This is a genomic window from Aureimonas sp. ME7, from assembly GCF_903970965.1.
Taxonomy (GTDB): Bacteria; Pseudomonadota; Alphaproteobacteria; order Rhizobiales; family Rhizobiaceae; genus Aureimonas.
In genome coordinates this window covers 352,310-371,718 of sequence record NZ_CAJCKW010000002.1, presented here as the reverse complement: position 1 = coordinate 371,718, position 19,409 = coordinate 352,310, and the positions used below count along the sequence as shown (strand labels likewise).

The 19,409-nt window shown below is 66.2% G+C and carries 20 protein-coding genes; 10 read left to right on the top strand and 10 right to left on the bottom strand.

Annotated features, from left to right (window positions below; genetic code table 11):
* Positions 1-24: 24 nt before the first annotated feature.
* The 4 genes from H7A85_RS05265 to metC form a co-directional block, all read right to left on the bottom strand.
* Positions 25-747 carry a Bax inhibitor-1/YccA family protein gene (locus H7A85_RS05265; protein ID WP_182084829.1) on the bottom strand — a complete coding sequence of 241 codons (723 nt, stop codon included), beginning with the start codon at positions 745-747 and terminating at the stop codon, positions 25-27.
* Positions 748-773: 26 nt separating this feature from the next.
* The gene (locus H7A85_RS05260; RefSeq protein WP_182084828.1) at positions 774-1,550 is read right to left on the bottom strand and encodes an anti-sigma factor; all 777 of its coding nucleotides are present in this window, start codon (positions 1,548-1,550) and stop codon (positions 774-776) included.
* The gene (locus tag H7A85_RS05255) at positions 1,534-2,076 is read right to left on the bottom strand and encodes a sigma-70 family RNA polymerase sigma factor (protein ID WP_182084827.1); all 543 of its coding nucleotides are present in this window, start codon (positions 2,074-2,076) and stop codon (positions 1,534-1,536) included. The genes H7A85_RS05260 and H7A85_RS05255 overlap by 17 nt, the downstream gene beginning before the upstream one ends.
* An 80-nt stretch (positions 2,077-2,156) precedes the next feature.
* A complete protein-coding gene (metC, locus tag H7A85_RS05250) occupies positions 2,157-3,341 on the bottom strand; it encodes a cystathionine beta-lyase (RefSeq protein ID WP_182084826.1) in 1,185 nt (394 codons plus the stop codon).
* Positions 3,342-3,551: 210 nt separating this feature from the next.
* Between metC and H7A85_RS05245 the strand changes: the two genes are divergently transcribed.
* From H7A85_RS05245 to H7A85_RS05225, 5 genes are all read left to right on the top strand, one after another.
* Positions 3,552-4,571, top strand: a complete 1,020-nt coding sequence (locus tag H7A85_RS05245) for an amino acid ABC transporter substrate-binding protein (RefSeq protein ID WP_182084825.1) — start codon at positions 3,552-3,554, stop codon at positions 4,569-4,571.
* 71 nt (positions 4,572-4,642) lie between these two features.
* Positions 4,643-5,833 (top strand): amino acid ABC transporter permease, encoded by a 1,191-nt coding sequence (locus H7A85_RS05240; protein ID WP_182084824.1) that lies wholly within the window; start codon positions 4,643-4,645, stop codon positions 5,831-5,833.
* An 8-nt stretch (positions 5,834-5,841) separates the two neighbouring features.
* A complete protein-coding gene (locus tag H7A85_RS05235; protein ID WP_182084823.1) occupies positions 5,842-7,341 on the top strand; it encodes an amino acid ABC transporter permease in 1,500 nt (499 codons plus the stop codon).
* A gap of 49 nt (positions 7,342-7,390) precedes the next feature.
* On the top strand, positions 7,391-8,164 hold the full coding sequence (locus tag H7A85_RS05230; protein ID WP_210270219.1) for an amino acid ABC transporter ATP-binding protein: 774 nt from the start codon (positions 7,391-7,393) through the stop codon (positions 8,162-8,164).
* 188 nt (positions 8,165-8,352) lie between these two features.
* The gene (locus tag H7A85_RS05225) at positions 8,353-9,525 is read left to right on the top strand and encodes an AI-2E family transporter (protein ID WP_244630961.1); all 1,173 of its coding nucleotides are present in this window, start codon (positions 8,353-8,355) and stop codon (positions 9,523-9,525) included.
* 54 nt (positions 9,526-9,579) lie between these two features.
* Here the strand turns inward: H7A85_RS05225 and H7A85_RS05220 are convergent, their stop codons facing one another.
* The 3 genes from H7A85_RS05220 to H7A85_RS05210 all read right to left on the bottom strand — a co-directional run bounded on the left by H7A85_RS05220 (position 9,580) and on the right by H7A85_RS05210 (position 13,055).
* The gene (locus H7A85_RS05220; protein WP_244630960.1) at positions 9,580-11,529 is read right to left on the bottom strand and encodes an OmpA family protein; all 1,950 of its coding nucleotides are present in this window, start codon (positions 11,527-11,529) and stop codon (positions 9,580-9,582) included.
* Positions 11,530-11,665: 136 nt separating this feature from the next.
* Positions 11,666-12,793, bottom strand: a complete 1,128-nt coding sequence (locus H7A85_RS05215; RefSeq protein ID WP_182084822.1) for an FAD-dependent monooxygenase — start codon at positions 12,791-12,793, stop codon at positions 11,666-11,668.
* 16 nt (positions 12,794-12,809) lie between these two features.
* On the bottom strand, positions 12,810-13,055 hold the full coding sequence (locus tag H7A85_RS05210) for a zinc-finger domain-containing protein (RefSeq protein ID WP_182084821.1): 246 nt from the start codon (positions 13,053-13,055) through the stop codon (positions 12,810-12,812).
* A 131-nt stretch (positions 13,056-13,186) separates the two neighbouring features.
* Here H7A85_RS05210 and H7A85_RS05205 point away from each other — a divergent pair, with 131 nt between their 5' ends.
* The 3 genes from H7A85_RS05205 (at position 13,187) to H7A85_RS05195 (ending at position 15,172) form a co-directional block, all read left to right on the top strand.
* Positions 13,187-13,960: an alpha/beta fold hydrolase gene (locus H7A85_RS05205; RefSeq protein ID WP_182084820.1), complete on the top strand. Its 774-nt coding sequence runs from the start codon at positions 13,187-13,189 to the stop codon at positions 13,958-13,960.
* 116 nt (positions 13,961-14,076) lie between these two features.
* Positions 14,077-14,898, top strand: coding sequence for a serine O-acetyltransferase (gene cysE / locus H7A85_RS05200; RefSeq protein ID WP_182085081.1), 822 nt, complete (start codon positions 14,077-14,079; stop codon positions 14,896-14,898).
* A 55-nt stretch (positions 14,899-14,953) separates the two neighbouring features.
* The gene (locus H7A85_RS05195; protein WP_182084819.1) at positions 14,954-15,172 is read left to right on the top strand and encodes a DUF3126 family protein; all 219 of its coding nucleotides are present in this window, start codon (positions 14,954-14,956) and stop codon (positions 15,170-15,172) included.
* A 66-nt stretch (positions 15,173-15,238) separates the two neighbouring features.
* Here the strand turns inward: H7A85_RS05195 and H7A85_RS05190 are convergent, their stop codons facing one another.
* Together H7A85_RS05190 and H7A85_RS05185 are read right to left on the bottom strand one after the other, a co-directional pair.
* On the bottom strand, positions 15,239-15,832 hold the full coding sequence (locus H7A85_RS05190) for a transglutaminase-like cysteine peptidase (protein WP_244630957.1): 594 nt from the start codon (positions 15,830-15,832) through the stop codon (positions 15,239-15,241).
* 437 nt (positions 15,833-16,269) lie between these two features.
* A complete protein-coding gene (locus H7A85_RS05185) occupies positions 16,270-16,875 on the bottom strand; it encodes a PilZ domain-containing protein (RefSeq protein WP_182084818.1) in 606 nt (201 codons plus the stop codon).
* Positions 16,876-17,043: 168 nt separating this feature from the next.
* On the opposite strand from H7A85_RS05185, the gene H7A85_RS05180 reads away from it, so the two are divergent.
* Positions 17,044-17,796, top strand: coding sequence for a rhomboid family intramembrane serine protease (locus H7A85_RS05180; RefSeq protein ID WP_244630955.1), 753 nt, complete (start codon positions 17,044-17,046; stop codon positions 17,794-17,796).
* Between the two features lie 70 nt (positions 17,797-17,866).
* On the top strand, positions 17,867-18,304 hold the full coding sequence (locus H7A85_RS05175) for a CBS domain-containing protein (RefSeq protein ID WP_182084817.1): 438 nt from the start codon (positions 17,867-17,869) through the stop codon (positions 18,302-18,304).
* 14 nt (positions 18,305-18,318) lie between these two features.
* Here H7A85_RS05175 and H7A85_RS05170 read toward each other — a convergent pair whose 3' ends face one another.
* On the bottom strand, positions 18,319-19,269 hold the full coding sequence (locus H7A85_RS05170) for a patatin-like phospholipase family protein (protein WP_244630999.1): 951 nt from the start codon (positions 19,267-19,269) through the stop codon (positions 18,319-18,321).
* Positions 19,270-19,409 lie beyond the last annotated feature (140 nt).

Here is a 19,409-nt window from a genome sequence, read left to right as displayed (position 1 = left end):
TGTCGTGTCCTGTTCCGGCCCGGCCTACTCGCGCTCGCCCGTGAAGTTCAGAAGGAGCTGGAAGATATTGATGAAATTGAGGAAGAGGGAGAAGGCTCCGAACACGGCCATCTTCTGACGCGATTCCGCTGAGATGTTCTCGGCGTACTGTTCCTTGATGGTCTGCGTGTCCCATGCAGTGAGACCCACGAAGACCATGATGCCGATCACCGAGATCGCGAACTGAAGCGCCGACGAGCCGATGAAGATATTGACGAGGCTGGCGATCACCACGCCGATCAGGCCCATGATCAGAAGCGAGCCGAACTGCGTCAGGTCGCGCTTGGTCGTGTAGCCGTAGAGGCTGGTCGCGCCGAACATCGCGGCCGCGATGAAGAACGTGTTGGCGATGCTGGCGCCCGTGAACACGAGGAACACCGAGGCGAGCGACAGGCCCATCACCGCGCAGAAGCTCCAGAAAAGGGCCTGCGCCGCGCCTGCCGAAATGGCGTGGATGCGGAAGGAGAAGAACAGCACGAAGGCGAGCGGCGCCAGCATCACCACCCATTTCAGCGGCGACTGGAAGATCGGCACGTAGAGCGCCGGCGTGTTGCCGACCACGAAAGCGACGATGCCGGTCACGACGAGGCCGAGGCCCATGTAGTTGTAGACGCGCAGCATGTGCTGGCGCAGGCCCTCGTCGAAGACGGCCTGCGACTGGTAGGCGCCCGTATCGCGGACGCCGAACCCCCGGAAGGGTGAGTTCATGGATCTGATCTCCGTTGTGGATCGTGTCAGTAGAGCGTTCGCGCCAGCGTGCCGGCCCACTGGCCGAGCTGTGCGCGATCGAGTTCGGGCGCGACGAGCGCATAGGCGACCTCGCCGATCTGCCAGTAGGCCGCGACATCGCCGGGCGACGGGGTGAGCCGCGCCTCCGTCACATCGAAGGCGCCGGGTCGCACCGCGTAGAGGGAAAGCGATTCGTTTCCCGGCGCCCGAAGGGCCAGTTCGACGCTCGGACCGTAGGTCGATGGAAAGATCTGGACGTCGGTGACCGTCCAGTCGCCCGGCAGGGTCGGCATCGAGATGGCGGTGGCGGACAGGATTTCGGCCGGGTCGTAGCGCTTCGTTTCCGGCTGCGAGGCCATTCCCGCCCGGATGAGGCTGGTGCGATGGGCGCGCATCGCATCCTCGACGAAGGCGGGGGGCCTTGCGGACGCCACGCTTTCGCGAACGCCGAGCGGGCCGAACTGCGAATGCGCGACCCAGCCGACGGCCAGGAGGAGACCGATCGCGGCGAAGCGTCGAAACACGGGCGCCAGTCGCCGCCGCGACCTCGCACCCTGGAGCCGGCGCGCCGCGTCGCTCGTGCGCGGACGCTCCATGCCCGCAGTCGCGCCCAGCGCGAGGCGCAGCTCGGTGTTCAAACGCAGATCCGCCATCACGCTGGCGGCCTCCTGCGGGTGGCTCGCGAGATGCCCCTCGATGAGCGAACGGCGCTGGAAAGGAAGCTGTCCGTCGACATAGGCGGCGAGATCGAACTCGCCGATCGGATCAGGATGCGCGTTCATCATGGTCTCCGCGAGCCTTGAAGGGGACGACGTTGCCGGATGGATCGGCGTCTGCCGCGCGCAACTGCGCCCGGGCGCGCGACACGCGCGACACCAGTGTGCCGACCGGAATGGCAAGCGATGCGGCCGCCTCGTCGTAGGAAAGGCCCTCGACCGCGACGAGATGGAGCGCCGCTCGCTGTTCCTCCGGCAGTGCCATGAAAGTGCGGCGGACGTCGGCAAGGCGCATGGACGCGTCCTGTCCGGCCGGAACGGCGGCATCGGCACCTTCCGAGCCGTCGACCTCGATCGCGGCGCGAGTGCGCGAGCGCCGCCGTGCGTCGAGAAACGTGTTGTGCAGGATGGCGAAAAGCCACGAGCGCGCCTCGGCGCCCGGGCGGAAATGCCCTTCCTTTTCGATCGCCTTCACCAGCGTGTCGTGAACGAGATCCTCGGCATCCGCCGGGTTCCGCGTCAAAGACAGCGCATAGCGCCGAAGGGGGGCGAGCTGCTGGAAGATATCGAAGGGTTTCGGCGGGGTGGGCATACCCGGATATACGGATGGCGCCCCCATTCCATCCCGTAAGGGCGGGTCACGATGTCTTGACCCGTCCCATGTCGATAGACCTAGCTCAGATCGCGCAGAGCCTCGAACCCGGCTTCGAGATCCGTTTGAAGATCCTTCACGTCCTCCAGTCCGACTTGCAGTCGGATCACCGGCCCTTCGCTCGGCGCTTTGGCGAACAGGCGGTCGGACAGGTCTACTTCGAGCGCCAGACTTTCGAACCCACCCCAGGAATAGCCGAGGCCGAACAGCCGCAGCGCATCCAGGAAGGCTGCCGCCTCGCGCCGCCCGCCGCCCGCCAGAACGAAGCTGAAAAGCCCGCTCGAGCCGCCGAACTGGCGCCTCCACAGGTCGTGGCTCGGAAACGAGGGAAGGGCGGGATGGAGAACCCTGGCGACCTCGTCCCGCGTTTCCAGCCATGCGGCGAGCTGGAGCGCGGCATCGCGATGGGCGGGCAGGCGCACGCCCATCGTCTTCATGCCGCGGAACACGAGATAGGCGTCGTCCGCCGAAACGTTGATGCCGAGCTGCATCTGCGCATCGCGCAGGCGATCGAACGTATCCTTCGTCGCCGACACACTTCCCATGAGAAGGTCGGAATGTCCCCCGGGATATTTCGTCAGCGCATGGATCGAAAGGTCCACGCCGAAGTCGAGCGGCCGGAAGTAGAGCGGCGTCGCCCAGGTGTTGTCGAGCATGCTGACGGCTCCGCCCGCCCGCGCAATGTCCGCGGCCTCCCGAACGTCCAGGATCTCGAACGTGTTGGACCCCGGTGCTTCCAGAAGCACGACACGGGTGTTGGGGCGCATCAGGGCGCGAAGGCCCGCACCGATCGCCGGATCGAAATACTCGGTCTCGACCCCCAGACGCTTGAGCATCGTGTCGCAGAACAGGCGGGTGGGGCCGTAGACGCTGTCGACGACGAGGCAATGATCTCCCGCCGACAGGAAGGCAAGGAGCGGCAGCGACACCGCGGCAAGGCCCGAAGGAACGAGAACCGTGCCGTGTGATCCCTCCAACTCGTCGATGGCTGCTTCGAGGGCCCGAAGGGTGGGGGTCCCCCGCAGGCCGTAGGTGAAGGGCTGGCCTCGCCGCCGCATGGTGGCGGTGTCGGGAAACAGCACCGTCGACCCTCGAACGGTGGGCGGGTTGACGAATCCGTGAGCATTCGACGGGTCGTGACCTGCCCGGAGTTGGCGCGTCGATGACGACCAATTCGGGTCGTCCTGAGAAGAATCACGGCTCAAGTTTTAGCATCCTGCAGCAATTTTGAGCACTCATCGCGAAATTTGATGGTTCCCATTGGAAAATTTCATCACTCGCTTGACCTGCCCATTCTGATGGCATGAGATCGTGTGCGCATACACGTTCGCACCGTCGGAGATCGGTTGCCTCGTCACGAACTGCCGAGCCCCTCTTCAGCATATCAACAACCGGATGAACTTGAAGGTATCTCGATGAAACTGAAGCTCCTGACCGCAGCGCTGTGCCTTTCCACCCTCGGGGTGGTCGCGACCCAGGCGTCCGCCGCGACACTGGACGACACGAAGTCGCGCGGCACCGTTCGCTGCGGTGTCAACACGGGGCTTCCGGGCTTCGGGTTCCAGAACGACCAGGGGCAGTGGGCCGGCCTCGACGTCGACTACTGCAAGGCGATCGCCGCCGCGATCTTCAACGACCCTTCCAAGGTCGTGTATTCGCCGCTTTCCGCCGTGCAGCGCTTCCCCGCCTTGCAGAACAGCGAAGTCGACATTCTGGCGCGGAACACGACCTGGACCATGAGCCGCGACACCTCGCTCGGCCTCAAGTTCGCGGGCGTGAACTACTATGACGGCCAGGGCTTCATGGTTCGCAAGGAGCTCAACGTGAACTCCGCGCTCCAGCTCTCGGGCGCCACGGTCTGCGTGCAGAGCGGCACGACGACCGAGCTGAATCTGGCCGACTACTTCGCTTCCAACAACATGCAGTACAACCCGGTCGTCATCGAGGCGCAGTCGGACGTCAACAGCGCCTACGACAGCGGTCGCTGCGACGTCCTGACCACCGACCAGTCCGGCCTCTACGCCTCGCGTCTCGAGCTGGCGACGCCCGACGACCACGTCGTTCTGCCGGAGATCATCTCCAAGGAGCCGCTCGGCCCTGCCGTCCGCCAGGGCGACGATCAGTGGTTCAACGTGGTCAAGTGGACCCACTTCGCCCTTTTGAACGCGGAGGAACTCGGCGTGACGCAGGCGAACGTCGAGGAGATGAAGTCCTCGGCCAACCCCGAGATCCGTCGCCTTCTGGGCGTCGAAGGCACGTTCGGCGCCGATGCCGGCTTGTCCAACGACTTCGTGGTCAACATTGTGAAGGCCGTCGGCAACTACGGCGAACTCTTCGAGCGCAACATCGGCACCGGCTCGCCGCTCGGCATCGCGCGCGGCCAGAACGCGCTGTGGACCAAGGGCGGCCTCCAGTACGCGCCGCCGATCCGCTGATCTCCAGCCTTCGGATCCGCCGCCTTTTTGGCGGCGGATCTCTCGTCCCGTTTCCGTAGCCAAGGATCTTCATGACGGCCAGCATCGGCACGACGCCACGGGAAACCCGGAGCGATTCTCTTCTGACCAACCCATGGGTTCGCAGCGTCGTCATCCAGGTCGTCCTGGTCGGCTCGCTGGCCTTGTTTGCATGGTGGATCGTCGGCAACACGGCGCAGAACCTGCAGCGCGCCAACATCGCCTCCGGCTTCGGCTTTCTGTCGACGCGCGCCGGCTTCGACATCTCACAGGTTCCGATCGACTACACCAACAACGCGAGCTACGGGCGCGCGATTCTGGTCGGCGTCGTCAACACGCTGATCGTAGCGGGAACCGGCATCGTCGCCGCGACCGTTCTCGGATTCCTCGTCGGCATCGGCCGCCTGTCGCACAACTTCCTCGTGCGCGGCCTCTCGACCGTCTATGTCGAGACGTTCCGCAACATCCCCCCGCTGCTCGTCATCCTGTTCTGGTACTTCGGCGTGCTTTCGGTGCTGCCGCTGCCGCGGCAGGCGATCGAACTGCCGTTCGACTCCTTTCTTTCCAATCGTGGGCTCCAGACGCCGAAGGCGATGTTCGAGCCTGCCGCCTTAGCGACGCTGGCGGCGCTGGCCGTCGGGATCGTGGCGACGCTCGTTCTGTCGCGCGTGTTCGCGGCGCGCCAGCGCGCCACCGGTACGCGCCCCGGTCTGCTCCTGCCCGCGCTGGGGCTCGTCATAGGCCTGCCTCTCGTGGTCTTCGCACTCAGCGGCTTTCCCGCGACGCTCGAGGTTCCTCAGCGCGGCACCTTCAACCTCAGCGGCGGATTCCAGATCCGGCCCGAGTTCCTGGCGATCTTCCTGGCGCTTTCGGTCTATACGGCCGCCTTCATCGCCGAGATCGTGCGCGCCGGCATCATGTCGGTGTCGAAGGGGCAGAGCGAAGCCTCTGCGGCGCTCGGCCTTCGGCGCGGCTTGGCGCTGCGCCTCGTCGTCGTGCCCCAGGCGTTCCGGGTGATCATTCCGCCGCTCACCTCACAATATCTGAACCTCATCAAGAACAGCTCGCTCGGCCTCGCCATCGGCTATCCCGAACTCGTCGCGGTCGGCTCGACGGTCCTCAACCAGTCCGGCCAGTCGATCGAGGTCGTGGTGATCTGGATGTCGGTCTATCTCGGAATCAGCGTCGCGGTGTCGCTTCTGATGAACTGGTTCAACCGCCGCATGAAGCTCGTGGAGCGCTGAGGGAAACGATGGAAGAACAGGTTTCCCACTTCGTCGCGCGCGGCCAGCTTCAGCCGCTTCCCCCACCCAGCAGCGAGACGGGCTTTGCAGGGCGAGTGCGCAAGCATCTCTTCGCAACGCCTTTCGACGCCGTCCTGACGATCCTCTTCGCGCTGGCGATCGCTTATTTCGGCTCAGCCATCTTCCAATGGGCGGTGACGGACGCCGTCTTCACCGGAGCGGACCGAACCGCGTGTCTGGCAACAGAGGGCCGCCCGGTCGGCGCCTGCTGGGCCTTCATCTCGGCCAAGTTCAGCCAGTTCCTCTACGGCACCTATCCGCTCGACGAGCGCTGGCGGGTGGATCTGGTGTTCTGGCTGCTCGTCGCACTGATGGTGCCGATCGCCATTCCGCGCGCGCCGTTCAAGCGGCTGAACGCCGCGCTTCTGTTCCTCGTCTTCCCCCTCGTCACCCTGGTCCTCCTGACCGGCGGCCGGTTCGCCCTTTCGGGCTCGGGGATCGGCGTCGTGTTCGCGCTGGCGGCGGCTGCGACCCTTTTTCTGGGAAGCGGACGCAGCAGCACGGTGATGCGCTCGCCCGCGATGAAGGCGGCGGTCTGGCTGGCCCTGGCCGGCTTCGTCCTGTCCTTCGCCTCCTTCTACGTGTCGAGCGGCCGGCAGACGTTCCTGACCTTTCGCTTCGAAATGTTGAGCCTTATTGGTTTCGCGGCCGCCGTTCTGGCGATCGTGCTTGCGGTCGTGGCGACGGTTCGAAGCGCGGAAGAAGGGGCGGGCCTCGTCTCCCTTCTCGTTCCGACGATCGTCGCCATCGCCTTCGTCCTGATTCTGACCACCAACTTCTGGCTGGAGCACGTGCCGACCAATCTCTGGGGCGGTCTTCTGATCACCCTCGTGGTCGCGCTCACCGGCATCGCAGCCTCACTGCCGCTCGGCATCCTCCTGGCGCTCGGGCGCCAGTCGCATATGCCGGCGGTCCGGCTTCTCAGCGTCGTCTTCATCGAGTTCTGGCGTGGCGTTCCGCTAATCACCGTCCTGTTCATGGCGAACTTCATGCTGCCGCTGCTGCTGCCGAGCGGGGTGAGCTTCAACCAGCTGCTGCGCGTCCTCGTCGGCGTGTCGCTGTTTGCCGCTGCCTACATGGCGGAGGTGATTCGCGGCGGCCTCCAGGCGATCCCGAAGGGTCAGTACGAGGGCGCCGACGCGATGGCGCTGACCTACTGGCAGAAGATGCGCATGATCATCCTGCCGCAGGCGCTGACGCTCGTGATCCCGGGGATCGTGAACACGTTCATCGGGCTCTTCAAGGATACGAGCCTTGTCTACATCATCGGCCTTGCCGACCTTCTGGGCACGATCCGTCGCGGTTTCGGCGATCCGATCTGGATCACGCCCTCGACGCCGGCCACGGGTCTCGTCTTCGGCGCCTTCGCCTTCTGGCTCTTCTGCTTCGGCATGTCGCGATATTCCGTCTTCATCGAGCGGCGTCTGTCGCGTGGGCACAAGCGCTAGCCGGTCGCCTTCCGGCCGGCGCCTTTCCCTTCAGTTCCAGGACCATCCCATGAGCGAAACCTCCTCCCTGATCGACACCGGCCCCAAGGGCGGGACTGCGATCGAGCTTGTCGGCGTCAACAAGTGGTACGGCGAGTTCCACGTGCTGCGCGACATCAATCTGCGGGTGAAGCGCGGCGAGAAGATCGTTGTCTGCGGCCCGTCCGGCTCGGGCAAGTCGACGATGATCCGCTGCATCAACCGGCTGGAGGAGCACCAGAAGGGTTCGATCGTCGTCGACGACGTGGAACTCACCAACGATCTGAAGAAGATCGATCTGGTGCGCCAGGAAGTCGGCATGGTGTTCCAGCACTTCAACCTCTTCCCGCATCTGACCATTCTGGAGAACTGCACGCTCGCTCCGATCTGGGTGCGCAAGATGCCCAAGAGACAAGCCGAGGAGGTCGCCATGCACTTCCTCACGCGCGTGCGCATTCCGGAACAAGCCAACAAGTATCCCGGCCAGCTATCGGGCGGACAGCAGCAGCGCGTGGCGATCGCCCGCGCGCTCTGCATGCGCCCCAAGGTCATGCTGTTCGACGAGCCAACCTCCGCGCTCGATCCCGAGATGGTCAAGGAAGTGCTCGACACGATGGTGTCGCTCGCCAACGAGGGCATGACCATGATTTGCGTGACGCACGAGATGGGCTTTGCGCGCCAGGTGGCCGACCGCGTCATCTTCATGGACGCCGGCCAGATCGTCGAGGAGAACGAACCGAACGCCTTCTTCTCCAATCCCCAGCACGAGCGCACCAAGCTCTTCCTCAGCCAGATCCTGCACTAGGAAATCAAAGAAGACGGGCCGAGCCCTCTCGACTTCCGCACGCGGCTCCCGGTTTTCGGACGGAAGAGCGTGCTTCGGAAACCGTTTGGGATCGGAATCGATTCCAAGCGGGACGGCCCGGAGGGGTATCTCCGGACGGTACGGGTTGTTAGGGAGAGGGACAACCTCTCGCCGCAAGGAATTCGCCTGTGCCTCCCGAGTCGAAGCCCGAGCCGCGAGAAACCACCGTCGCACCGCCGACGATCGGTCTCGTCAACCAGCAAACCTTCCAGATCGGCCCGCGCTGGGCGGTGACCGGCATCTTTCTGATCCTCCTGTTCGGCGCCCTCTACCTTTCCGCCAGCTTCATCCTGCCGGTGGTGTTCGCGCTGCTGTTCATGCTGGTTCTATCGCCCGTGGTGCGCTTCGCCCAGCGGCGCCTGCGGATCTGGCCGCCGCTGACGGCCGCCGCGCTGGTGTTCGGCACCTTTCTCGTTACGCTGGGCGGCTTCTACTTCCTGACCGGCCCCCTGGCGGAGCTTGCCGAAAACGTCCCGCGATACGTTGCGGCGGTCAACGACGAGGTGTCCACGATCCGCAATCGTCTGACGCAGTTTCAGGGCGCGAAGGTCGAAGCGCAAGAGGCCGTCCAAACGAAGACGACCGGCGCCGGCGAGGGCGAGCAGCCTCAGAGCGTCATCCTCGATGGGCCGAAGCTCCTCAACAGTGCGGTGGTCATGGTGCCGCAGATCGGCGCGAGCATCGCCTTCGCCCTGATTTTCCTGTTCTTTCTCCTGTCGTCGGGCAGCCTCTTCTACCAGAAGCTGATCGAATCCATGCCGACCTTCTCGGACAAGAAGGTCGCGTTGACAATCGCGCACGAGATCGAAACGGAACTGTCTCGCTACCTCCTCACCATCACGACGATCAACGCAGGCCTCGGGATCACGATCGGCACGCTGATGTGGGCGATCGGGCTGCCCATGGCGCCGGTCTTCGGCGTTCTCGCCTTCGCGCTGAACTTCATTCCCTATCTCGGCGCCTTGGCCGGGATCGTTCTCGTGGGGGTCGTCGGCCTCGCCGAAACGGGCAACGTGTCGAGCGGGCTCCTGCCGGCGCTCCTCTACTTCGGCGTCACGACGCTCGAAGGGCAGTTCATAACGCCGATCCTCGTGGGCAAGCGCCTGGCGATGAACGCGGCGGCGATCTTCCTGGCCGTTGCGTTCTGGGGCTGGATCTGGGGGGTCGTCGGGATGTTCCTGGCGGTGCCGATCATGGTCGGCGTGCGCATCGTCGCGCAATATGTCGAGAGCCTGGAGCCGCTGGCCAACTTCCTTTCGGCCGATCGCAAGGCGACGGCGGAGGACGGCGACAGCGGATGATCGTCGTCGCACGGTTGGAGAGGCGGACGATGCACTTACCGTCCGCCTTCACCATCAGCGGTTCTGCGCGGACTCGACAGGCTTCACAAGGGCGGTGATGCGGCGCAGCGTCACCCGCCGGTTTTCGCGATTGGCCTCCTGCGTGTTCACCTTCAAATCCTCCTCGCCGTAGCCCTGCGTGACGAGGTTTTCCGGCGGGATCTCGAAATAGTCCGTCAGGGCCGAGGCGACGGATTCCGCGCGCCGGTCCGACAAGGCGAGGTTCGCGACGTTGCTGCCGACCGCATCCGTGTGTCCTTCCAGAAGGAACACCTCGCCGGGATTGCGATCGATCACCCGCTTCACGGCATCGGCCAGCGCCTGAAGGTTCTCGACTTCACCCTGCTCGATCGTCGCCGATCCGAAGCCGAAGTTCACCGTGTTCAGGTCGATCCGGCGAACCTTGTCGCGGATTCGGGTCGAACGGCGGACCTCGTCCAGCGAGTAGATCCGCTCGACGGTTTCCACCGGCGGGGCGACGATCGTGTCGTAGTAGAGATCCTCGTCCGGCTCCGCGACGTCGACGATATAGCGATCGCGCGGGATTTCCAGCCGGATCGGGGGCAGGTCGGCGCCCGCGTCGCGGTAGTAGTCCGGCCGTTGATCGTTTTCCGCGTAGGGGTCGTAGAACAGCACGGTCTCGCGGCCGTCCGGCGCGATGCGCGAGCGCTGGATCACGTCGCCGTACTCGTTCTCGATGGTGACGATCCGCACCCCGTTCGGCCGCGTGATGGTCTGGCGCGACAGGCCGCGCGGCAGTTGCTCGAACTCGACGTCGCGCGAGTTGCGGGTCAGCCGGTCGTTGTCATCGGAGCGGATGAAGTAGGCGGCAAGCCCACCGGCCGCAGCCCCGGCCACACCGGCGCCGACAAGCGACAGGATATCGCGGTCTCCGACACGCTGGACGACCTGCACGTCCGGCGGCAGCACCACCTGGGGCGCGGCTTCCAGACGCTGGCCCTCGACCGCCGTGATCGGACGGATTTCCACCGGCGCCGCCAACTGCTGAACCCGAGCGTCGCTCGCGCCAACGCCACCTTCGGGCACGGGCGCCGTCTGAATGTCGGCCGCGACCGGACGCGGATTTTCGGTCGGCGGCGGGGGCGGAGCTTGCGTCTGCTGCTCCGATGCGGTGCCGGCCGGCGGCGCGGCAGGGGCAGCGCCCGGGGCTGGCTGTGCCGCAGGTGCCGGGCGAGCGCCGGGCGCCGGAACGGGCGCCGCGCCGCCGGGGGCGGGAGGCGCCGGCGGGGTGCCCGGTTCGACGGGAGCCGCCGGCTGTGTCGGCTCGCGCAGGTTCGGGTCGGTCGGAGCCGTCGGCGGGGCGGCCGGCGCGGCCTGCTCGGCAGGCTCCTCTCCGGGCGTCGTCGGCTCTGCGCCGGGGGCCGGCGGAGCGGGTGGTTCGACCGCCGAGGGCGGGGCGGGCGGTGCCGCGGGTGTCTCACCGACTTCCGGAGCAGGGGCGGCCGGAGGTTCCGCTGCGGGCGCGGCGGGACGCTCGCTCGAAGCGGGAGCAGGAACTGGCGCCGCGGGCTCGGGCGGAGGCGTCGGCGCTTCCGCTGGGGCTGCCGGGCTGGCGGGTTCGGCCGAGCCGTTGGAAATGTCGTTCTGCGTTCCGTCGTCGGTCGGCAGGTTCTGCGGGTTGCCGATCGGCGGGTTTTCCGCTGGCCCCGTATCGGGTGCGGATCGGACGGAGGCGTCCGGCGCATCGGCGGGCTCCGGCGCGGCGGGTTCGGGCGCTTCGGGAACTGGGGGCGGGGGCGGTGATTCCGGTTCCGGCGCAGGTTCCGCCTGCGGCTCGGGCGCGGGGGCCGGCGGCTCAGCCGGGACTTCCGGCGGGGCTTCCTCGATCTGCGGCGGCGGGGCGTCCGCTTCCTGTGCAAGGGCGGAAAGCGGGCCGGCCATCGCGGTGGACGCGGCCAGCGCCGTCACCGTGAGAAGTCGCCCCGTGCGTTTCAGATTCAACATCGATCGGCCTTTCGTATCGTCCCTTGCGATATCGGCCGCCTCCCGCTGCCGTGCACTTGCGTGCCGGCTGGGGAGGCACCCGGTGTCGCGGAACATCTAGGCCGGATGGGCGCGAAGGGAATGAAACGGTCGTCTGTCAGCCCGATGGCGGATCCAGGCGTTCGGCACGCCAATCGTAAAGCCAGGACAGGTCGCGGCGGAGCGAAGCATCGGAGCGCAGCCCCAGCGCGAGATCGCGCGCTGAGGAAAGGGGAGGCGCCAGATGATACACGCGCCGATGGAACGCGACGCGGCGCAGGACCCGTTCGACGCGCGGAGCGCGAAGCGCCTCGTAGCGGCGCAAGGCGCCCTCGCGATCGGCCTGCGCACCGAGGCATTGGGCGAGAACCCAGGCATCCTCGATCGCCATCGCCGCCCCTTGCGCCGCATAAGGGAGCATCGCATGCGCAGCATCGCCGACGAAGGCAACCGACCCGCCGCTCGACCAGCGCGGGGCGACCGTCGCCATCGGCCAGGACCCGAGCGCCTCGCCCTCTTCGATCGCGCGCGCAAGCGCCGGATCCCATTCGAGGAACGGCTCCAGCCTCCGATCCCCTTCCGGCACGATCAGGACGAGGTTGCGATCGCCTCGGGCGTTGACGGGATATCGAACGGCATGCCGCTTTGGGCCAAGCCACGCCTCGATCTCGGTGGGTCCGGAGGGCCCAGCGGACGCAGGGATCATCATGCGAAGGGCGACCGCGCCCGACGAGACCGGGCCGGCGAACCCGAGATGAGAGGCGACGGCGGAGCGGACGCCATCCGCCGTGACCAGAATGGCTCCTTCTTCGCCGGGCCAGCCGTCGAACGACGCGCGAACGCCGATAGCCGTCGGCTCCAGCGAAACGAAGGCGTGTCCGAGTTTCAGCGTGATCCGCGGATCGCGCTCCGCCGCCTCGACCAGGACGCGCTGGAGATCGGCGCGATGGAGGACGCGGTAGCCGCGCCCGTCGCCGGCCGCGACCGGCACGCGTGCGAGTTGCCGCCCCCCGCGTGCCGAGCGCAGAATCACGTGATCCGCGCCGAGGCCGATTTGGGATAGGGTATCTGCGAGGCCGAGGCAGGCGAGGACGTCGAGCGCGTTGGGCGACAGTTGCAGGCCCGCGCCGACCGGGTCGAGATGCTCGGCGCGCTCGAAGACGCGAACCTCGTAGCCCGTCAGAGCCAGCGCCAGCGCCGTCGTCAGACCCGCGATGCCGGCCCCGGCGACCAGGGCGACGGGCATTCGGCGAGCCTTCCGGTCAGGCGGCCTTTTCGCGGTAGAAGCAGCCGGGCGGAATGCTTTCGTCGCGCTTCAGCGCCGTGTTGTGCTTGTAGAGCGTCGAGCAGTAGGGGCAGACCTTCTCGCCCTCGTCGCCCATGTCCAGAAACACGTGCGGATGGTCGTAGGGCGGCGTCGCACCGACGCACATGAACTCCGCGACGCCGATCTCGATCACCGCATGTCCGGCGTCGTTCTGAAAATGCGGGGTTCCGTAATCGGCCATGGCGCCGTCTCCATTCGCTCGAACTCGAAGCGGGCGGAACTTATCGACCTCGAAGGCAAAAGAACAGGGTGGTTATCGGCTGCCCGTTCGCGATATCGAGGCCAAGAGCGATCCATCAGAGCAGTCCGCCCATGCCCGAGTTCCACAATGCCGGCTTCCGCCTCCACTTCATCGACGAGGGGGACCCGAATGCGCCCGTCGTCGTGCTGGTGCATGGGTTCGCCTCCAACATCCGCGTCAACTGGGTCGACCCGGGCTGGGTCGATACGTTGACCAAGGGCGGCTACCGCGTTCTCGCCTTCGACCATCGCGGGCACGGAGAAAGCGACAAGCCGCGCGAGGCCGAGGCCTATACGCCCGAAGCGATGGGCTCGGACATTCTGGCGCTTCTGGACGGGCAGGGGATCGAGCGGGCGGCGCTCTTCGGCTACTCGATGGGGGCGCGCGTGTCCGCGTTTTCCGCGCTGGCCGCGCCCGTCCGTTTCCCGCTGCTGGTGCTCGGTGGGCTCGGCATCGGGCTGGTGGAAGGGGTCGGCGACTGGGATCCGATCGCCGAAGCGCTTCGCGCCCCTTCGCTGGACGACGTGTCGCATGAGCGCGGACGCATGTTCCGCAGCTTCGCCGACCGCACGCGGAGCGATCGGCTGGCGCTTGCCGCCTGCATCGCCACCTCGCGCCGGGAACTGACACGCGACGAAGTGCGTGCCATCTCGCAGCCGACCCTCGTCGGCGTCGGCACTCGCGACGACATCGCGGGCTCCGCTGAAGAGCTCGCGGAACTCCTGCCTCACGGGGAAGCGTTCGAGATCGCCAACCGCGATCATATGCTGGCGGTCGGCGACAGGACGTTCAAGGCCGCCGTCCTCGAATTCCTCGACCGGCATCGCGCGTCGATCGAGAGCTGACAGGCGAACGTTTCCAAATCTGCGGAGTTTGGATAGGAGTTCGCTTTGGTGAGGACCTATATCCCTCCTATGTTCGTTGTCCGCCGCAGGTTGCAGGAGCCGGGACGCAAATGACGATGACTGTCTTGGGCAAGCCTGTTGCCGAACGCATTCCGGCCGTGGACCCGATCTGGACCGCCGTTCGGGACGAAGCGATGGCGGCTGGCGAACGCGAGCCCGTGATGGCGGGGTTCCTCTACGCGGCGGTTCTCAACCACGACACGCTGGAAGCGGCGCTCGCCCATCGCATCGGCCAACGTCTCGACCATGCCGACCTTCCGGCCTGCCATATCGAGCGCGCCTTCGAAGAGATGGCGGCCTCGCGCGCCGATTGGGGCGGCGTCCTGCGGATCGATCTTCAGGCGGTCTTCGATCGCGATCCGGCCTGCGAGCGCTACATCGAGCCCCTCCTGTACTTCAAAGGCTTCCACGCCATCCAGACGCACCGGCTGGCGCATTGGCTCTGGCATGGCGGGCGCAAGGATTTCGCGCTCTATCTCCAGTCACGCTCGTCGTCGGTCTTCCAGACCGATATCCACCCGGCCGCTCGCATGGGTCGGGGCATCTTCCTCGACCACGCCACCGGGCTCGTGGTCGGCTTCACCGCGGCGATCGGCGACAACGTGTCGATCCTGCAGGATGTGACGCTCGGCGGCACCGGCAAGGAGTTCGGCGATCGCCATCCCAAGATCGGAAACGGCGTGCTGATCGGCGCGGGTGCCAAGATCCTCGGCAACATCAAGGTGGGCGACTGCTCCAAGATCGCCTCCGGCTCCGTGGTGCTGGCCGAGGTTCCGCCCCACTCGACGGTGGCTGGCGTTCCCGCGAGGATCGTCGGCGGTTCAGGCTGCGCCGAGCCTGCGCGCTCGATGGACCAGAAATTCACGCGCGCCGAATGATCGGCCGCGCCCCGACTTCTACGGCGCGCCCGCGCCCCAACGGAGAGAAAACCCCGTGAAGCCTGACGAAATCCGCAAGCTCGAGGCCTATCTGAACCGGACGTTCAAGACCTCCGGCATCCAGGTCAAGGCGATGCCGCGCAAGAAGGATACGGCCGAGGTCTATGTCGGCGAGGACTTCATCGGCACGATCGGCAAGGACACGGACGAGGGCGAAACCTCCTATCACGTGACCATCACCGTTCTGGACTACGATCTGGAACAGCCGGAATAGCTGAAGGCGAACATGAAAAAGGCCGGCGGATCGCCGGCCTTTTTTTCGTCCGATGGGCCAACCCGATCAGCGCACGCTGCCGACCAGGGTATCGCGCCCGTCCTCGATGGCCACCCACTTGGCGGAATTGGCCTCCGACTGGCGCTTGAGATAGCGATAGGGCGTCAGCGTCCAGTCGAGCGCGCGCTTGTCGAGATTGTCGAGAACGATGTCGCCACGATTGGTGCGCACGGTCAACACCGCGTGGCCTTCGCCGTTGGGCTGGCGCACCACGGTCATCAGAAGCGCCGAGCGCGGAAAGCCTTGGCGCTCCAGCATGTACTGCTTCAGGAGTGCGAAGTCCTCGCAGTCCCCCTCGATGGACGGGTAGGACCACAGCTCGGCGACGCCGTGCATCTCCATGTCGGTGCGCGGGATGATGCCTTCATTGACGACGTTGTTGACCTCGATGATCGACTGCCAGTTCCGATCCGTCATCTGGATCAAGCCGATCTGCTTGTTCGGCCCGCAGGTCTCGGGGTAGGACCGGCAGAATTCGTAGTGGCCGACCGGCTGCGAGGTCGCCCCGCGCAAGACCATCTGCGCCTGCGCCGACCCGGCTCCAAGAAGAGCGAGCGCGAAGCCAACCAGCAATGTCGTCAGGCGATTCGAAATCAGCACGATCGGTCTCCAGCCGTGATGCGGTGACAATCGCAGGCCGGATTTACTTCGCTTCCAATCGCGAGGCGCGGATTTTCATCAACTGATCGTCGAATTGTTCAGACCTTGTACTTTCCTCCGCCTGAACGAACTCGCTTAAGGAAAGCTTGGATCCCTCCACGATCCGGTAAGCATGGCCGGCACGCGTCCACCTTCGTGAAGGGCGGCGATACCGGGAACCCTCGGCGGTGGCGGCAGGGCGAAGGCGCGTTAACGAAAGGACGGCCCGTCCGTTAAGGATTGCGGCTCGGGAAGAAGGGTCTGAACGCAGCACGCTTGCCTCACTCCTTAATAAAGGATGAACGAGACCCTAACAGGCTCCGGCAGGTGGCGACGATGGGGAGAAAAATACTCCCCGCTATCCACAGACGCGGGGAAAAATATGAGCGGCTAAGGGCTCAGCCGAGCTGTTGATCGAGCGACTCGCGCGTTTGCAGCGAAGCGAATTCGATCGCCACGCCATCCTCGATCTGGCGCACGACGCGCCCGCGCATCGTGCCGAGGACGAGGCCAGTTCCGATCGCCGGACGCACGGCGCAATGCACCGCAGCGCCGGACAGGGACAGATCGATGATGCGGACCTCATAGGCGCGTCCGTCGTCGAGCACCATGCGGATGACGGGGTTACGCGGCTGAATGCGCTCGTGGCGTCGATCCTCGGGAAGGGCGAGTTCGGATCGGTTCGCCAGCCAGACAAGCTGAGCCGCGAGTTTCTGGCGCTTGCGCTCCGTCGCCTGGAGGACCATCGCGAAACCGCCGTTGAAGTTGCGGACCACCGAGCCCTCCAAGCGGCCGATCTGGTCGGCGTAGAGAATTACCCGCTCGCCGTCCCGCGGCTCGACCGGCGTGATGACGGCGACATCTCCCGGCGACATGTTCTCGACGCGGCAGGGGAACTCGCGCTGATCCTCCAGCATGAACCGGCCGAGCAGATCGATCCGCACGCGCTTGTAGCGGCGGCGGTCGTCGGTGACGGCGGGAACGGAGGGCAGGGTGTTCAGCATCGTCTCTCAAGCCGTCGCGTTTCGGTTGTATAAAATACGGACAAACCGTTAACGAGCCCTTTGCGCGGAAGCTCGATTGAAACGGATCGAAAACCACATGCATCGGCCGTTGCGCATTGCGTATCGGGGGGTGGGCGATAGAACGGGCATGCCAACAGGAGATCGCCCTTGTCTCTCGACCCCCAGCCTCGCATGGCGCCGCCGCCGCCCCGGCCCCGCGTCCCCGCGTTCAACGTGCCGACGGTGGTTCTCGTGCTTCTGGCGGGGCTGGTGATCGTGCATTGGGTGCGTTCGAGCTGGCTTTCGGATTTCGGCTCGGCCTTCGTGCTTCTGAACTTCGGCTTCTTCGCGGGGTGCTATGGATCGGCCGAGGATCTCTGCCAGCTCCGCGAGGCCTTCGCCCCCGTTGCCTCGCCGCTGACCCACGCGTTCCTGCACGGCGACTGGACGCATCTCGTCACCAATGGGGTGTGGATGCTGGCCTTCGGCACGCCTGTCGCCCGCCGGCTGGGGAACGGGCGGTTTCTCCTCTTCTGCGCGGTCGGGGCGATCGCCGGGGCCGCCATGTTCTACGCGCTCAACCCAGCGTTGATCCAGCCGATGATCGGGGCGTCCGGCGTCGTTTCCGCCCTGATGGGGGGGGCGGCGCGCTTCGCCATCGGCTCGAGCGGCATGGGCGGGCGAGGCGACGTCGCCTTCGCGCCTCGTTTGTCGATCGCGCGCAGCCTAACGGACCGCACCGTCCTGTTCTTCACGATCGTCTTCTTCGCGACCAACTTCGCGCTCGGATCGGGCAGCGGCTACCTCTTCGGCGAAGCGGGGGCGATCGCCTGGGAGGCGCATGTCGGGGGCTTCCTGTTCGGCTTCCTCGCCTTTGCCGCGTTCGATCCGCGCCGTCAGCACCCGATCGGGGTGAACTGAAGGCGCCGGTTGCAGCCTTCTCCGCTTCGTCGCACCATGGTCGCGTGAACAGCGGCGGGAGGAGGCCCCGATGAGCATACGCCAGATTCTGGAAGCCAAGGGGCGCGACGTGGTCGAGATCGATCCGGGCGCCACGATCGCCGAAGCCGTCGCCCTTCTGGCGGAGCGGCACATCGGCGCACTGGTGGCGACGGCCGGCGATCGAGCCGTCGCCGGCATTCTTTCCGAGCGCGACATCGTGCGTCTCCTGGCCGAGGGCGGAACGGACAGTCTCGCGGGTTCGGTCGGCGAGGCGATGACGCGCAACGTCACCACGGCCGACGAGGACACCACGGTGGACGAGGCGCTGGAGGTGATGACGCGCGGGCGCTTCCGCCATCTGCCGGTCTGCGAGGAGGGTCGGCTCGTCGGCATCGTGTCGATCGGCGACGTCGTGAAACGGCGGATCGAAGCGGTGGAACAGGAAGCCGAGGAGATGCGCAACTACATCCACACCGCCGCGGGCTGAAGACGCGCCGGCGGTCAGGCGGGCGGCAGACATTCCTGCAGGCGATGGATTTCCGGCATGGCGCGCATCGTCTCCTCGTAGCCGAAGGCGATGCATTCCTTGGCCCGGTAGAATTCCGGAAGGCCGATGTCGCGCACGCGAGGGTGGATCGAAAGATCCGGCGGGTCGCCGGCGAGGCGCGAGCGCGAGATGCGGTCCTGGATGATGTTGAAGGCGTCCACCACCGACCGGGCGACGCCGACCTTGTCGCGCGGCGTTTCGGCTGCGAGACGCTCACCCAGCAGCGGATCGGCCAGGGCGTCGACATGCGCACCGGCCGGGTCGCTCGCCTCGGCGCGCATGCGCAGGACGGCGGCGCGGCCGAACAGGTCGTAGTGCAGGTTCACCGCCACCACCAGCGGCTGTTCGTAGGCGCGGCAGACCGAGACCGGAACGGGGTTCACGAGGGCTCCGTCGAAGAGGCGACGGCCGCCGCACTCCACCGGATGGAACACGCCGGGCACCGCGTAGGACGCGCGCATGGCCAGGACCAGCGCTCCGGAGTCCAGCCAAACCTCGTGACCATGGCGCGCTTCCGTCGCCACCGCGACGAAGGGTCGGTCGAGGTCTTCGATGCGGACGTTGCGCAACTGCTCGACCAGCCGGGCGTTCAGGCGCATGCCGCCGATCAAGCCGGCGCCGCCGAGGCGGAAGTCGAGAAAGCGCATGATGCCGCGCCGCGTCAGCGACAGGGCGAAATCTTCCAGCTCGTCGAGCCGCCCGCCGAGGTAGCAGCCGCCGACCAGCGCGCCGATCGATGTGCCGGCGATCATCGAGATCGGCACCTCCGCCTCGTCCAGCGCCCGCAGGACGCCGATATGAGCCCAGCCGCGCGCGGCACCCCCGCCGAGTGCCAGCGCGATGCCGCGTCGCGGCCGGCGACGGGGTGCGCCGGCACCGATCGACACCGTCTCGCCCCCGCCCATGATCGTCACGCGGTTGCCCCGCCTGAAAACCCGATCCAGCATCATGTCCTGCACCCCGCGTGCCGGTCCCTAGCGAGAAGGATGGGGCAGGCGGGTTTCCGCTCCACTCACAAACAGGATGAACGCGGACACAAGATATG